Annotated in this window: 14 protein-coding genes; 9 read left to right on the forward strand and 5 right to left on the reverse strand. The window is 68.0% G+C overall.

What is annotated here, in order from left to right; genetic code table 11:
* Positions 1–16 precede the first annotated feature (16 nt).
* The 5 genes from E5A73_RS12735 to E5A73_RS12750 all read right to left on the reverse strand — a co-directional run bounded on the left by E5A73_RS12735 (position 17) and on the right by E5A73_RS12750 (position 5,776).
* Entirely contained in the window at positions 17–1,561 is a 1,545-nt protein-coding gene (locus tag E5A73_RS12735; RefSeq protein ID WP_240700161.1) for an alginate export family protein, read from the reverse strand.
* 220 nt (positions 1,562–1,781) lie between these two features.
* Positions 1,782–2,312: a molybdenum cofactor guanylyltransferase gene (gene mobA / locus E5A73_RS12740; RefSeq protein WP_135964181.1), complete on the reverse strand. Its 531-nt coding sequence runs from the start codon at positions 2,310–2,312 to the stop codon at positions 1,782–1,784.
* The gene (fdhD, locus tag E5A73_RS21600) at positions 2,309–3,112 is read right to left on the reverse strand and encodes a formate dehydrogenase accessory sulfurtransferase FdhD (RefSeq protein ID WP_420822575.1); all 804 of its coding nucleotides are present in this window, start codon (positions 3,110–3,112) and stop codon (positions 2,309–2,311) included. Before fdhD ends, mobA begins: the two co-directional genes overlap by 4 nt.
* Positions 3,085–5,373, reverse strand: coding sequence for an FdhF/YdeP family oxidoreductase (locus E5A73_RS21605; protein WP_206366480.1), 2,289 nt, complete (start codon positions 5,371–5,373; stop codon positions 3,085–3,087). Before E5A73_RS21605 ends, fdhD begins: the two co-directional genes overlap by 28 nt.
* A 100-nt stretch (positions 5,374–5,473) precedes the next feature.
* On the reverse strand, positions 5,474–5,776 hold the full coding sequence (locus E5A73_RS12750; RefSeq protein WP_135964182.1) for a UBP-type zinc finger domain-containing protein: 303 nt from the start codon (positions 5,774–5,776) through the stop codon (positions 5,474–5,476).
* A gap of 540 nt (positions 5,777–6,316) precedes the next feature.
* Between E5A73_RS12750 and E5A73_RS12755 the strand changes: the two genes are divergently transcribed.
* The 9 genes from E5A73_RS12755 to E5A73_RS12795 all read left to right on the forward strand — a co-directional run bounded on the left by E5A73_RS12755 (position 6,317) and on the right by E5A73_RS12795 (position 14,958).
* Positions 6,317–7,330, forward strand: a complete 1,014-nt coding sequence (locus tag E5A73_RS12755) for a sigma-54 interaction domain-containing protein (protein ID WP_168355924.1) — start codon at positions 6,317–6,319, stop codon at positions 7,328–7,330.
* Between the two features lie 72 nt (positions 7,331–7,402).
* Positions 7,403–7,654, forward strand: coding sequence for a hypothetical protein (locus tag E5A73_RS12760; protein WP_135964184.1), 252 nt, complete (start codon positions 7,403–7,405; stop codon positions 7,652–7,654).
* Positions 7,647–8,258: a Pvc16 family protein gene (locus E5A73_RS12765; protein ID WP_168355925.1), complete on the forward strand. Its 612-nt coding sequence runs from the start codon at positions 7,647–7,649 to the stop codon at positions 8,256–8,258. Before E5A73_RS12760 ends, E5A73_RS12765 begins: the two co-directional genes overlap by 8 nt.
* Positions 8,255–9,055 carry a hypothetical protein gene (locus E5A73_RS12770; RefSeq protein WP_135964186.1) on the forward strand — a complete coding sequence of 267 codons (801 nt, stop codon included), beginning with the start codon at positions 8,255–8,257 and terminating at the stop codon, positions 9,053–9,055. The genes E5A73_RS12765 and E5A73_RS12770 overlap by 4 nt, the downstream gene beginning before the upstream one ends.
* 34 nt (positions 9,056–9,089) lie before the next feature.
* Positions 9,090–10,811, forward strand: a complete 1,722-nt coding sequence (locus E5A73_RS12775) for a phage tail sheath family protein (protein WP_135964187.1) — start codon at positions 9,090–9,092, stop codon at positions 10,809–10,811.
* A gap of 12 nt (positions 10,812–10,823) precedes the next feature.
* Positions 10,824–11,276, forward strand: coding sequence for a phage tail protein (locus tag E5A73_RS12780; RefSeq protein ID WP_135964188.1), 453 nt, complete (start codon positions 10,824–10,826; stop codon positions 11,274–11,276).
* A gap of 24 nt (positions 11,277–11,300) precedes the next feature.
* Positions 11,301–12,953, forward strand: coding sequence for a phage tail protein (locus E5A73_RS12785; protein ID WP_135964189.1), 1,653 nt, complete (start codon positions 11,301–11,303; stop codon positions 12,951–12,953).
* Positions 12,953–13,555 (forward strand): phage tail protein, encoded by a 603-nt coding sequence (locus E5A73_RS12790; RefSeq protein WP_135964190.1) that lies wholly within the window; start codon positions 12,953–12,955, stop codon positions 13,553–13,555. The genes E5A73_RS12785 and E5A73_RS12790 overlap by 1 nt, the downstream gene beginning before the upstream one ends.
* Complete coding sequence (locus E5A73_RS12795) at positions 13,552–14,958, forward strand: CIS tube protein (protein WP_135964191.1); 1,407 nt, start codon at positions 13,552–13,554, stop codon at positions 14,956–14,958. The genes E5A73_RS12790 and E5A73_RS12795 overlap by 4 nt, the downstream gene beginning before the upstream one ends.

Consider the following 14,958-nt stretch of genomic DNA (forward strand, 5'->3'; position numbering starts at 1 on the left):
CGGGGAGATTGCGCGATCAAAAGCGGAAGTTGAGCCAGCTGCCGATGAACAGCGAGTCCGTGAAGCCGGCCTGCTCGAGCACCTCGCCCGCGGCGAGATATTCCCAGCGGGTGACGAACGACAATCGGGGGGTGATCTTCCACGTCCCCTGGAGGTGGAGCGTGTCGCCGATATGGCTGCCGGTGGCGCGCTGGGTGCCGGCATAGGCAGTGCCCGCGCCGCGATAGACCGCGTCGGTGTCGCTGGCGCGCCAGTTGCGCTGGATCTCGATGGTGACGTCGATTGTCCTGGCCGGCGAGAGCGTGAGGTTGGGCGAGACCTGCAGCAAATTGGTCGGGCTCAGCGCGCTCTGATAGCTGTAGCCGACCGTGCCCGCGGTGATTGCGCGGCCGGTGTGGAGCGTGCCGGTCCCGTAACTGCCGGCGCCGCTGCCGTAATCGAAATGCACGCCGACCTTGGGCGCGATGCCCTTCGCGTCGAGCAGCCAGGTCTGCGCGAGGAACGCGTTCCACGCGCTGATGTCGCGCCCGTTGAAGTCGCCGTCCTGGCGCGCGATCGTCCAGTCGATCGTCAGCGCGTCATAGCTGCCCCACAGGCGGGCGCCATAATAATGGCGGATCTCGCGCGCGGTGACGCTGCCCCAGCGCTGCCGGTCGTTGCGCTCGCGCCAGATGAACGGATCGACGAACAGCTTGCGGGTCTTGTCGTTGCGCAGCACGATTCCGGCGGTGACTCCTGAAAAGCGCGTTGCGCGATCGGAGATGTCGTCGTTCAGGCCCTGCATGCCGAGCGTGACATGCTCGAAGTCGAACGCGTCGATACGCACATCGGCGAGCTGCGCCCAGCCGCGCACGCCTTGCTCGACGGTGCGGATGGTGTTGTTGTCCTTCTGCGAAATCAGCGCGGCGGGGCCATCGGTGAATTCCTGCCGGCCATAGCGTACGCCCAGCATCGCCGGGCCGACCGCGCCGCCCAGTTCGGCGAACAATTGCTGGGTGAACAAATCGTCGCGGAACTTGGCGGTCGGCGTTCCGTAATTGTGTCCGGCAAGGCCGCCATGCGCGAGCTCGCCATAGACCCGCAGCGGGCCGGCATGGAGATCCGCGCCGACGACCAGGCGCAGCTTGTCCTCGACTCGATATTCGCTGTCGACGAGACCGGGGTTCGAATAATAATCGACGCGCATCCGCGCCTCGCCCGAGAGCGTCAAATAAAGCGCGCCCTTGTCGTCGAAGGGAAGGTACTTGAGCCGGTCGAGCATGTCGTCGCGCTTCTTGGGATCGCGCATCAGCCGCCAATCCTCGGCCCAGCGCGAGAGATTATATCCACCGAGCTTGATTCCGTGGCCGTCGGCCTGACGCGGATAGGCGCGCACCGCCGGGTTGGCGGGCGCGCGCTCGGGGGTCGCCTCGCTGGGCGGCGTCGAAGGCTGGGCGGGCGGCAGGTCCTGCTTGCCTGGGGTCGAAGCGACAAGCAGGATCTCGCTTATTGGCATCGCCGGCTCGGTCGCGATCGGCGTCAGCGCCTGCGCGGCGGCAGGCGCGATCGGAAGCGCGAGCAACGAGACGCCAACGGCAAATTGAACGCGGGGACGGCACATGGCTATTGCCGGCAGCGACTGAACGTTCGCTGCCGTGCCGGTCGGCAGGCGCCTGCCGACGTTCCGCGCAAGCAACGCCATCACTGATCTCCGAAGTTCATCCAGAGATTATAGAGGCTTCGGTGCGCCGTCCCGGCGGCTTACGGGTATTTCCCTATCGCGCGAAAGCGCCTCGGGCGGGCTAGGTCAGGCCCGCTTTTGCCAGATCCTCGGGCGTATTGATGTTGAAGATCGCGGCTGCGAGTTCGACCGGTGCCGCTTCCGCGATGCGTGCCCAGGCGCGCATCGATCGGTCGGTGCCCTGCTCAAGATGCGATTGCAGCCGCTCGGCGAGCGCGCACGGCCAGAGCCCGATCACCGGATGATCAGCGACGTGCGCCGCCGGTCCGCCTTTCGAAAGCTGGAAAAACAGGTCTGTCGGCAAGCCTGGCGCATCGCAAGGCGCGCTCAAGACTGCGTCGAAGCCGCCGTCCCGGCCATATGCGAGCGCGGCGCAGAGCCCGCCGAGCGGCCCGAGCCCCGCGGCCGGGCGATCCTCCAGCCGGGCGATGTGCGAGTGCGTGCGTCCGCAGATCACCAGCGCGTCGCAGTCGCGGCGCAGCGCGTCGGCGACATGATCGACCAGCTTGCGGCCGCCCAGCATCGCATCGGCCTTGTCGCTGCCGAAACGGCGCGAGGCGCCGCCGGCGAGGATCGCGCCGAGCAGCTTCATGCCACCGGCCGCAGCAGCGAATCAGGACGCGCGAGCACGCGCAATTCGAGTCCGGCCTCCTGCGCACGCGCGATCGCCAGCGCCGTGGGGGCGGAGATGGTCGCCAGCATCGGGCAAGCGGACAGCGCCGCCTTCTCGACCAGCTCGTACGAGCAACGCGACGTGAGCAAGGCAAAGCCGTGGTCCCAGCCCATCCGCTCGCGCAGCATCGCGCCGATGAGCTTGTCGAAGGCATTGTGGCGGCCGACATCCTCGCGGACGCGCCGGATCGTCCCATCGGGCGCGCAGGCGGCGGCGGCATGCACGGCGCGCGTCGCGGCGCCGAGGGGCTGGGCCGCGTCGAGCGCCGCGAGCGCGGCGAACACCGCGGCGTCCTCGCCCGACCAGCGCGCCCGCCGCGGGGGCAAAGGGCGCAGTGCCTGTTCGAGGCTCTCGACACCGCACAGTCCGCACGACGAATCGGCGGTGCGATGGCGAACCCGGTCGGCCACGCGCCCAGCCACGCGCGCCGACAAGGTCAGCCGCAGCAGCATGCCGCGATCGACGGGGTGGACTTCGGCGTCGATCAGGTCGTCGGCGGCGTCGATCAGCCGCTCGGTCAGCGCGAAGCCATGGCCGAGGTCGAGCAAATCGCCGGGGCTGGCCATCAGCACGGCATAGCCCAGGCCGTTGCATTCGATCGCGACGGGCACTTCTTCCGCAATCGCGCGCTTTTGCACGTCGACTCGCCCGTCGGCGCCGACACGCTCAAATTCGAGGGGCAGCGAGGAAGTCAGGCGCGGATCCGGACCGGCACCGATTTGGCGGCTGGAACGTGGCTTTCCTCGGCATGGTGCTCGACCGGCATGAGCACGTTCGCTTCGGGGTAATACGCGCCGAGACAGCCGCGCGGGATATCGTAGGGGGTGACGATCAGGCCGTCGCGCCGGCGCGCGATGCCGTCGCCGGCGTCGCTTTCGAGCGCGACGATCTGTCCTTCCGACACGCCCGCCGCGGCCATGTCCGCACGGTTGATGAACAGCACGTCGCGCGTGCCCTTCACCCCGCGGAAGCGATCGTGATAGCCGTAGATGGTCGTGTTGAACTGGTCGTTCGAGCGCAGGGTCATCAGCCGGAAGCGGCCCTCGGCGTCGGCGAAGCCGGTGGCGCTGAGCCCGGTGGGCGCGAGGAATTCGGCCTTGCCGCTCGGCGTCTGCCAGATCCGCTCGGAGGCCTTGTTGCCCTTCCAGAAGCCGCCGGGGGTGAACAGCCGCTGGTTGAAGTCCTTGAACACCGCCGGATAGGTCGCTTCGATCGCGTCGCGGATCCGCGCATAATCGCCGACCCAATGGTCCCAGTCGATTCGCGGATTGGGGGGCAGGATGCGCTTGGCGATCTCGGCAACGATGCGCGGCTCGGACAGAAGATGCGGGCTGGCGGGCCTGGCGTTGCCGCGCGAGCCGTGGATGCAGCTGGTCGAATCCTCGACCGACACCGCCTGCGGGCCGCTTGCCTGCACGTCCCCCTCGATGCGGCCGAGACAGGGCAGCAGATAGGTGACCTTGCCGGCGAAGAGATGGTTGCGATTGAGCTTGGTGGCGATCTGGACCGACAGATCGAGCCGCGGCCAGGCTTCCTCCATCGCCGCGGTCTCGGGCACCGCGCGCAGGAAATTGCCGCCGAGGCCGATCACCGCCTTGACCGATCCGTCGATCACGCCGCGGCAAGTCTCGACGGTGTCGAGCCCCTTTTCGGTCGGCGGATCGAAGCCGTACAATTCCCTGAGCTTGTCGACGGGGACCAGTTCGGTCTTCTCGGTGATGCCGACGGTGCGCTGGCCCTGGACGTTCGAATGGCCGCGCACCGGAGTCGGGCCCGCGCCGGGCTTGCCGATATTGCCGCGCAGCAGCAGCAGGTTGACGACCATGCGGACATTCTCGACGCCTTTCACATGCTGTGTCAGCCCCATGCCGTAGATGGCGAGCACGGCCTTCGCCTTCGCATAGACGCGCGCCGCCTGCTCCAGCGCCGAGCGTTCGAGCCCGGACTCGCGTTCGATGTCTTCCCATGCGGCGGCGCGCGCAACGTCGGCAAAGGCGTGGAAGTCCTTGGTGTGCTGCGCGATGAAATCATGGTCGAGCACCGCCGGGTCGCCCACCGCGCGCGCGGCATCATCCCACTCGATCACGAACTTGGCGATGCCCAGCATCGCGGCGATGTCGCCGCCCGCCTTGACCTGGTGATATTGCGTCGAGATCTGCGTCTCGCCGCCAGTGACCATCTCGATCGGGTTCTGCGGATCGGTGAAGCGTTCGAGCCCGCGCTCCTTGAGCGGGTTGAAGGTGATGATCTCCACGCCGCGCTTGCGCGCGCTGCGCAGGTCGTGGAGCATTCGCGGCGCGTTCGACCCGACATTCTGGCCGAAGAAGAAGATCGCGTCGCACGCCTCGAAATCGGCGAGCCGCGTCGTCCCGACCGGAACGCCGATCGCCGCCTTGAGCCCGACCGACGTCGATTCATGGCACATGTTCGAGCTGTCGGGCAGGTTCTGGTTGCCGAACATCCGCGCCATCAGCCCGTACATGTACGATGCCTCGAGGCTCGTCCGCCCCGACGAATAGAAAGCGACCGACTTGGGATCGACTGGGCGCAGCGCGGCGCCGATCGCGTCGAACGCCTCGTCCCAGCTGCATGCGACATATTTGTCGGTCGCGGCATCGTAGCGCAGCGGATGGGTCAGCCGCCCGTGCTGCTCCAGATCATAATCCTTCCAGCTGCGCAGCTCGGTCAGCGTGTGCTGCTGGAAGAATTCGGGCGTGGTGCGCAGCGTCGTCAGCTCCCACGCGGTCGCCTTCGCGCCTTCCTCGCAGAATTCGGCGGGGTGGTGATCGGCGGGTTTGGGCCAGGCGCAGCTGACGCACATGAAGCCGTGCGGCTTGTTCTGCCGGCCGAGCTGGAGCAGCGCATCGGGCGTGACCTGCTCGCGCGGCAGGATCTCGGCGAGCGAGCGCACCGAACCCCAGCCGCCTGCCGGGCCGGTAAAGGGTTTGATCTCAGGCTTGTCCGAACGCTGCTTCGCCATGTCGTTACCTTCCGCCGCTTGGAACGGCCCTTCCCGGACAAAGGTCCGGCGCGCTGGCGGCTCGTATCAGAACCGGCGAGCCGGGCCGCGCCTTTCCGCTTCAATAATAGCGTGGGATCGGGCCCGATTGCGGAGTCTGATCGGGCAAGTCGACTTCGACTTCGTCGACATAGCACCAGCCCCAGCCTTCAGGCGGGTCATAGCCTTCGATGATCGGGTGGCGAGTCGCGTGGAAGTGCGCGGTGGCGTGGCGGTGCGGCGACTGGTCGCAGCAGCCGACATGCCCGCACTCCCGGCAGAGCCGAAGATGCAGCCAGGCGCTGCCGATCGCGAGGCATTCCTCGCAGCCGCGCGCGCTGGGGCTCACGTTGTGGATCGTATTGCTGTGGCTACACGAATTCATGCAATCTCCTGGTCCGGCGCGCGCATCCGCCCCTGCATTTATGCGACACGGGATCGCCCCGCCAGACCCGCACGGATTTCGGCGTCTCGAATGAATCGGGCGAGCCGGTTGTAGGATATGCGCCGTAAGCCCAAGCAAAATCGTTATTTTAGACATCGACGAGGCGAGATGGGTGAAACTGCCGTCGGGCAATTCTCACAAGATCTACGTTTGCTCCATTATGTCCGAACTTGTCGACTAAAGCGGGCATGTCACTATAATGTTGATTTAATTGCAGTAGCAGGCGCGGGCTGCGGGCCGCTGCGTTGTATCATGCCTGCCATTGCGGTACCTTCGCTGCCGATGGCCGCGCATTGTCGAGTCCATCCAAGCCAAGTCGCAAAGTCGCATCTATTGTCGCCGGCAACGGGCCAGACGCGGACCATTCGAGTCCCGCGCGATTCTCCGTTGTCGCACCGGGTTACGTTCTTGGGGGACGGCATGGAAAATCTTCGCGAACCGCTCGCCATGGGGAGGGGTGCGTGCGCCGCTTCGGCGGATGTGACCGACCTGGTCGGCGAAAGCCGCGCGATCGAGCATATCCGCGGCATGATCCGGCGCTTGCGCGGGCCGTGCAGCACGACCCTGATCCAGGGCGAGACCGGCACCGGCAAGGAAGTCGTCGCGCTGATGCTCCATCGCAACAGCACCCGCGCCAAGGCCCCGCTCGTCGCGGTCAATTGCGCGGCGATCCCCGAGACTTTGATCGAGGGTGAATTGTTCGGTTATGAAAAGGGCGCATTTTCCTCTGCAAATCATGCGCATCCCGGCAAGTTCCGCCTCGCCGACAAGGGCACGCTGTTTCTCGACGAAGTTGGAGAACTCAGCGCCGCGGCGCAGGCCAAGATCCTGCGTTCGCTCGAATCGGGCGAAGTATTCCCGCTCGGCTCGACCAAGGCGGTGCGCGTCGATGTCCGCGTGGTCGCGGCGACCAATCGCGATCTCGCCGGCGAAGTAGAGAAGGGCAATTTCCGCGCCGATCTTTATTATCGCCTCGCCGTGATCCAGTTGCTGGTCCCGCCGCTGCGCGACCGGCGCGAAGACATCGTCCCGATCGCGCGGGCTCTGCTCAAGCGCATCTGCCTGGAGATCGGCGTGGCCGTGCCGGCGTTGAGCAAGGGGCTGCTCGCCGCGCTCGAGGGCCATGGCTGGCCGGGCAATGTCCGCGAGATGCGCAATGCGCTCGAACACGCCGTGGTCGTCGCGATGGATCCCGATCGGCTCGACGTGGACGATCTGCCGCCGACGATCGGCATCGGACCGGTGCCGTCGGAGAGCTTTCCGCCAGGCACCGAACGCGAAACGCTGCTGCGCGCGCTGGCGCGGGCCAAGGGCAAGAAGGCCGAGGCCGCCCGCATGCTCAATTGCTCGCGGATGACTCTGTATCGCCGGCTCGAGCGCGCCCGCGTCGACGATGCCGAAGACTTTGCCGACGTAACACCTGTCACTGCGAGTGACGGTGCGCTGTCACACCCTGCCGCCGCGGCACACTGGCCGGCGGCGCTAACGCGCTGAACCTCCACGCATTTTCCAACTGGCACGGCTGTTGCGAAGTGTCCGGCGACGCAGCGAGTGCGGGGGACGAGGATGACCGAGGGCAATGATGGGGAAGCACGCAGCGCGCCTGCGCGTCTCTACTTCAATCATATGCACCTCGCGGTCGGCCTGTCCGACGTGCGGATCGATCTGGGCCAGATCCGGCCGGGCGAAGTGCCGACGCATCAGATCCGCCTGATCACCAGCCCCGAATACCTGCTGACGATGCAGCGCGAGATCGGCGGCGCGATCGATCGCTACCAGCAGCAATTCGGCAGACTCGCGAGTGATGCGCATGGCTGAGCTTGGCGCAGTCAATCTCGTCGGCGAGTCGATCGTGGCGGTGCTGCGCGCGCGGCGCTCGCTGCTCCAGGCCGAAGGGCGGCTCGATCCGGTGCCGGCAGCGGCGGAAATCGCGCATGTCCCGCTGTCGAAGCTCACCGGCGCCTCGCCGCCGACCGGGGGATTGTCGCTGACTTGCTACCATGTCGGCCGCTCGGACAGCGTGATCGGGCGCGGACCGATGGGCGATCCCTCGCAAGGCGCGGGTATCTCGCTCGAGCTCTCTTATGTGCTCGCCTGCTGGTCGACGACGACGCTCGAGGAGCAGGCCTTGCTCAGCTGGGCGATGCTCGAACTCGATCGCTATCCGATCCTCGATCAGGGCCAATTGCTCGGCGGCGCGACCTGGTCGCGCGGTGAGAGCGTGCAGATCGTCCCCGACGATTCGGATCCCGAGCGGCTGTTCCGGCTGTGGGAGGCGCTCAAGCTCAAGCATCATCTGTCGGCGCTCTACAAGGCACGGGTTATCCGGATCGGTTACCGGCCCGTGGCCGATGCGCCGCCGGTCGCGGCCAGCCGCTTCTCCTTCGCCGATGGCGATCCGATCGCGGAGCCGGCGCTGTGACGATGATGCTGGCCCCCGATCTGCTCGATCGCCGCGGACTCGCCTTGCTCGCCTTTGTCGACGGCTATGGCCGCGCCGTCGACGGGCCGGTGCAAGTGCGCGGCGACGGCGTGCAGGTGGTACCCAAGGGCGGCGGGCGCTATGCGCTGACCGCGGCCACGGGCTTCGAGACCTATGCCTCCACCTTCGACAGCGCGCCGGCGCATGCCGCTACGCCGGTCCAGCTCGATTGCACCCCGGCGAGCCGCGCCTATCTGCCGCGGCGCTTCAAGCTCCAGCTGCCGCGCGATGCCGATCCCGCGCATCTGAACCAGGCGGGTTCGCTGTTCCAGCCGGTAGCGATCGAATTGCTGGCTGCCGCCACGGCGAAACCGACCGGCAGCGCCGTGCTGCTGCGAGTCTCGGTCAAGCGCTCCGGCGACGGGCGCGCGGTCGAGCATGCCCTGGTTCGCGCGCAGACCGACAATGGCCTGTTCGCCGCGCGCGCGCTCACCGACGCGCGCGGCGAGGCGGTGCTGCTGTTCCCGGTGCTGCCGCTGAGCTTCGCCGGCGCCGGCGCGACGGTCGACCGCGAGATTGCCGCGCGCGTGATCGTCGATGCCGATCCTGCCGTCGCCCTGTTCCATTCTCCGGCCGAAGTTTCCGCAGCGGCGCGCGACGCCGCGATGCGAACCACCGGACATCCCGATCCCGATGCGCTTGCCGCGGCGCTCCCGGCGAATTTCCCGAGCGGCACGGCTCTCCGCATCGCGGCCGGCCGCCAGCTTTCCCTCGCGCTGACCTGGACGGCGCCATGACTCGCCCGAACCGCACCCGGAAGGAGGCACTTTAATGCCCGAATATCTTGCACCAGCGGTGTTCGTCGAAGAGACGAGCTTCCGCGCCAAATCGATCGAAGGCGTCGGGACCAGCACCTGCGCGTTCGTCGGCATGACCGCGCGCGGCCCGGTCAGCCTCGAGCCGAGCGATCCGACGCCGCCGCTGCTGACCAGCTTCGCCGATTATGAACGCTATTATGGCGGCGTCGACGACCTCACCATCGCCGGCAATCCCGCGCGCAATTACCTCGCGCTCGCGGCGCAGGCCTTCTTCAATAATGGCGGCGGGCGGCTCTATGTCGCGCGCATCCTGGGGGCGGCGGCCGCGGCGGGTGCGGGCATAGTGCTCAATTCGGGCAGCCCGGCGGCCGCCAAGAAATTGACGCTCTCGGCACGCACCGCCGCCGGCGCGAAGATCGCCGGGAGCGACGCCAATTTCCGCGTGACCATCGTCGAGAGCGCGCTGCCGACGACCAAGAAGCTGGCGCTCAAGCAGCCCGCGGGGACTTTGGTCCTCGTCGGCACCGACGTGTTCGTGGTCGGCACCACCGATGTGATCGCGGCGACCGACGATGCCTGCTCGATCCTGAGCTACAGCGTCCTGGTCGAGGATCCGACCGGCCCGGTCTATGAAGCGGGCGGGCTCGGCGCGCATTCCAAACATCCGCGCTTCCTCAACGCCGTGCTCGGCGCCAAGCCGGCTTCGGCGAGCGATGCACTGACCAACCCGATCATCCTCGATGTCGGCACCGGGGCGAGCGCGGCCGAAGTTCGCGCGGCGCTGATCAACACCGCTACCAATGGCGTGCGCGTGGTCTTGCTCACCGGCGGCAGCGACGGCACCGGCGGCCCGAGTTCGGCCGATTACGAGACTGCGCTCGATTCGCTGCTCGCGCTCGAGGATGTCTCGATCGTCGCGGCGCCGGGCGCTTCCAGCTTCGCAGCGCCGCTGCCGGCCGCGGTCAACCAGAGCCTGATCGGCCATGCCGAGGCGCGCCGCGCCTATCGTATCGCGGTGCTCGATACCCCGCCGGGGCTCGAAGTCACTGCCGATCCCAGCGTCAAGTCGCTCAAGAGCCTGATCGACAGCAAATATGCCGCGCTTTATTATCCGTGGATCACGATCGCCAATCCGCTCGCGGCGACCGATCCCAGCCAGCCTTCGCTGATCGACGTGCCGCCTTCGGGCGCGGTGTGCGGCATCTATGCCCGCAACGACGTCCAGCGCGGGGTGTGGAAAGCGCCCGCCAACGAAACGGTGACGGGCGCGCTGGCGCTGCAGCGCGACGTGCGCTTCGGCGAGCAGGAAGTGCTCAACCCGCTCGGCATCAATTGCATCCGCGCCTTGTCCGGGCGCGGCATAAGGGTGTGGGGCGCGCGCACGATCAGCTCGGACCCCGAGTGGAAATACGTCAATATCCGCCGATACTTCCTGTATCTGGAGGCGTCGATCGACCGCGGCACCCAATGGGCGGTGTTCGAGCCGAACGGCGAGGCTCTGTGGGCCAATGTGCGCACCACGGTCTCCGATTTCCTGTACAATGAGTGGGTCTCGGGGGCGCTGCTCGGCACCAGCCCGAAGGAAGCGTTCTTCGTCCGCTGCGATCGCACGACGATGACCCAGAACGACCTGGATAACGGCCGCCTGATCTGTCTGGTCGGCGTTGCCGCGATCAAGCCCGCCGAATTCGTCATCTTCCGCATCGGCCAGAAAACGGCCGATGCCCGCGGATAAGGAGTGAACCCGATGCCACGCGAAACACCGTTCGGCGCCTATAATTTCATCGTCGAATTCGACGGCAACGAAGCCGCAAATACTGCCCTCGGCGGCTTCTCCGACGTGTCGGGGATCGGCACCGAGATCACCCTGATGGAATACCGCCAGGGCAACGACAAGGAGAACCGGGTCCGCAAGATCCCGGGGATGCACAAGGCGGGCGACGTCACGCTCAAGCGCGGAATCATGGGCCAGGTCAATTTCTGGGACTGGATCCGCATCACCCGCGTCGATCCCACGCACAAGCGCACGGTGATGATCACCTTGCAGGACGAGCAGCGCAACGCGGTGCTCCGGTGGAAGCTGATCAACGCGCGGCCGATGAAGTTCACCGGGCCGACGCTCGCCGCCAAGGGAGGCAGCGACGTCGCGATGGAGGAACTGGTGGTCGCGGTCGAGGACCTCGAGTTCGTCACCGAATAGCGGCGAGCGAGGGGGAGCATCCTTATGCCGTTGCCCGGCATCACCTTCACCACGAGCCGGCCGCAGGCGCCGGGCCTGTCGTCGCGCGCCGATGTCGCCATATTCGTCGGCTGCGTCGCGCGGCGGGCGGCGGCGCTGCCGGCGGGGGTGCGCGAGGCGCTGAAGGCCGATGGCTGGACCCCGACGGGGGTGTTCAAGGCGGCGGCGGCGCGGATGGACAGCCTGCTCGGGCTGCCGGTGCCGGTCGAGAGCTGGTCGGAGTTCGACGCGCTCTATGCCTGGGACCAGCGCCCGATGGGGCCCGGCTCGGACCAGAGCGTGCCGTGCCCGCTCGGCCTGGCGGTCCGGCGCTTCTTCGCCGAGGGCGGCGCCAAGGCCTATGTCGTGCGCACCGGCGATCCGATCGCGCTCGACGATGCCGCCGCGGGACCCGAAGCGTTCACCAAGGCCAAAAGGCTGCTGCTCGCCTGGAAGACCAACAAGCCCGCCGACGCCGCCTTGCGCCAGCCGCTCCTCGCCGGGCTGGGCGGATTGGGCTCCCCGAGCGACCCTGCCGATCCGGCGACCTGGACCGGCGCCGCAGTCGCTTATGCCGTCGAGGACGCGGCGTTGCTGCTGCTGCCCGACCTGATCGACCTGTGCGCCGGCGCGCCGCACCAGGCGCCGCCGCCGCAGGAGCCGCCGGGGCCGCCCGAGATCTTCAAGCCCTGCGCCCCTGCCGCGCCGGAGCTCGCCCCCGAAGCACGCGTCGCGCGGCCGGCATTGCTCGCCCCGCGGCTCGACGCCGAGGGCTATGCGATGTGGTCGCGCGCGACTCGCTTCGCGCTCGACTTGCTCGGCCGGCCCAAGGGTCCCGCGCATCGTCGCGACTTGACCCTGGTGTCGGCGATGCCGTTGCCCTTCGTCGCCGAAGGCGGGTTCAGCGACGGCGAGGAATGCTGGCCGCTCGCCCTGCTCGACCGGCCCGATCTCGCCGGTCCCGGGCTGCGGCTGCTCGACGACGGCGCGGTCGGCAATGCGCGGCTGCAGCTCGCTTATCCGTGGATCGCCACACCCGATTCGGTCGACTTGCCCGAAGGCCTGGAAAGCCCCGAAGGCGCGCTCGCGGCAGTGATCGCGCGCTCGGCGATCCAGCGCGGTGCGTTCCGCAGCGCCGCCGGCGAACCGCTGCGCAGCGTGACTGCGCTCGTCCCCGAAATCGGCGCAAGCGATCTCGCGCGCGGCTTGCCCGGCAAGGCCGACTGGCTCGGCGACCGGCTGTCGCTGTTCGCGGTGCGCCGCGGCCGAGTCGAATTGTTCAGCGACAGTTCGATGGCGCCGCAGCGCGCCTGGCGTCCCGGTGGCACCTCGCGGCTGATGGGCATATTGTTGCGCGCGTCGCGCACGCTCGGCGACGATCTGGTATTCGAGCCGGCGGGCCCGATCCTGTGGGGCCGGATGCGCGCCGCGCTCGAGGCGTTGTGCGATTCGCTGCGCGCGCTCGGCGCCTTTGCGGGGCGCAGCCGCGACGAGGCGTTCACCGTCAGCTGCGACGCCAGCACGATGACTCAGTCCGATATCGACAATGGCCGCGTCATCGCGACGTTGAGCTTCCTGCCGGCGCAGCCGATCGAGCGGATCACCGTCGTCCTGCAACTCATCGAGGCGGCGTCGGCGACGACGCGGGAGGCGGCCTGATGCCCCTGAGCTGGAGCAAGGACCTCGCCGAGGAAAACCGAGTCCCCTACGGCAATTTCGCATTCCACCTCGCGATCGATCCGGTCGAGGGTTCGAGCTTCGCGCCCTGGGGCACGACCAATGCCGGGCTCGTCGGCAGCTTCTCCGAAGTCTCGGGGATCGAGGCAGTGATGGAGCATAAGGTCATCAAGGTCGGCGGGCATAATTACGGCACGACGATGCGCGCCGGCCCGGTGACCTTCGGCACCGTCGTGCTCAAGCGCGGGATCATCCGCACCCAATTGCTGTGGCGCTGGTGGTCGGTGTTCACCGGCGCCGATGCCGAGGCGCGGGGCGGCGGCGGGGTTCCGATCGACGGACGCCCGGTCAGGGCCAATCGCGGGCATGTCCTGATCGGGCTGGTCCGCGCCGGCGACGAGACCCAGCGCGTGATGGATTCGAAGAAGCTGCCCGAGCCGGCGATCGCTTTGGGCTGGCGGCTGCGCAACGCGATGCCGGTCAAGTTCCGCGTCGGCGACCTCAATGCCAAGGGCACCGATGTCGCGGTCGAGGAACTGCACCTCGTCCACGAAGGTCTGGAAATGGCGGGAGTCCTCGGATGAGCGACACCCCCGAAGCCACCGCCGCCTATTTCACCGGACCGGGTTCCGACACGCACGTCAACGTCCAGTTCAATCCCGCGTCGCTGCGGGTCACCCTGACCAACCAGTTCGGCGAGGACCCGCCCGAGCAGCATGCCCGCGCCACCGCGGCGAAGCTCGACGTCGAACTGATCTTCGACACCACCGAGACCGGGGTGGACGTGCGCGACAAGGTCAAGGCGCTGCGCAGCTTCGCCACCGCCGTTCCCGCCACCACCGGCAAGGGCAAGCCCAAGCCGGCGAACGGCGGCGCCGCCAAGGACGAGGCCAATCTCAGCCTCCCCAAGATCACGTTCCATTGGGGCACGGCATCCTACACCGGCATCATCGAATCGCTGACCGAGACGCTCGATTACTGGTCGTCGGACGGCGTGCCGCTGCGCGCGACGATCACGCTCAGCATGAAGGGCGATGGCAAGGCGTTCTTCGACTATAAGAGCAAGACGGCGAGCTATTTCAGCGCCTCCGATCCCGCCTTTACGCCGCCCGACGTGATCGTGCTTCCGGCCGAGCCCAAATTCGCCAGCCTCACCGCCGCGGCGACGCGCGCGGGCGACCCCAAAGCGGGCCGCGCACTGGCGGCGTTCAACGGCGTCGAGAATATGCGCGCCGGAGGCGGGGCCACCGCGATGGCCGGGGCCAGCGTCAATTTGTCCGCCGCCGCCGGCTTCTCGATGTCGGGCGGAGTCAGCGCGGGCGCGTCGATCGGCTTCGGCATGGGCGCGTCGGCGGGGCTCAGCGCGTCGGCGGGGATCGGCGGGAGTGTCGGCGTCGGCATGGCCGCGGGGATGGGCGGCGGTATCGGCGGCGGCGCAGGCTTCTCCGCGGGTGCGGGCTTTTCGGCGGGGGCGTCGGCGGGCGCCGGCTTCTCGGGGGGCGCGGGCTTCTCGGCGGGAGCCGGCGCTTCGGCGGGCTTTGGGGCGGGCGCGTCGTTCGGCATGGGATCGAGTATGGGCGGGTCGATGGGCGGCGTCGGCATGTCGATGGGCGGCGGGCTCGGCGGTACGAGCGACGGCGGCTTGTTCAGCTCGACCACGACCAGCGTCACCGGCTTCGACGGCGTCACCCACACCGACACCAACAGCAGCTTCACCGGCTTCGACGGCACCACGCGCAACAGCGCCAGCTCGACGACCAGCTTCGGCGGGTCGTCGGCGGGGATGCGCGCCGACGAGGGCGCTTTTGCCGGGCTCGGTGTGTCGAAGACGACGAGCTGGGGCTCGGGCTACCAGCCCGAGCGCCTGCTCCCGCCGGCGCCGCCGATGGTGACGTCGAGCTCGAGCTTCGACGTGACCGGGCGGCTGGTCGGCGGCGGGGCAGTGGTCGCCGAAAGCTATTCCAGCCGCAGCGTGACATTCTTCTGA

The organism is Sphingomonas gei, assembly GCF_004792685.1.
In the GTDB taxonomy this organism is placed as follows: Bacteria; Pseudomonadota; Alphaproteobacteria; order Sphingomonadales; family Sphingomonadaceae; genus Sphingomonas; species Sphingomonas gei.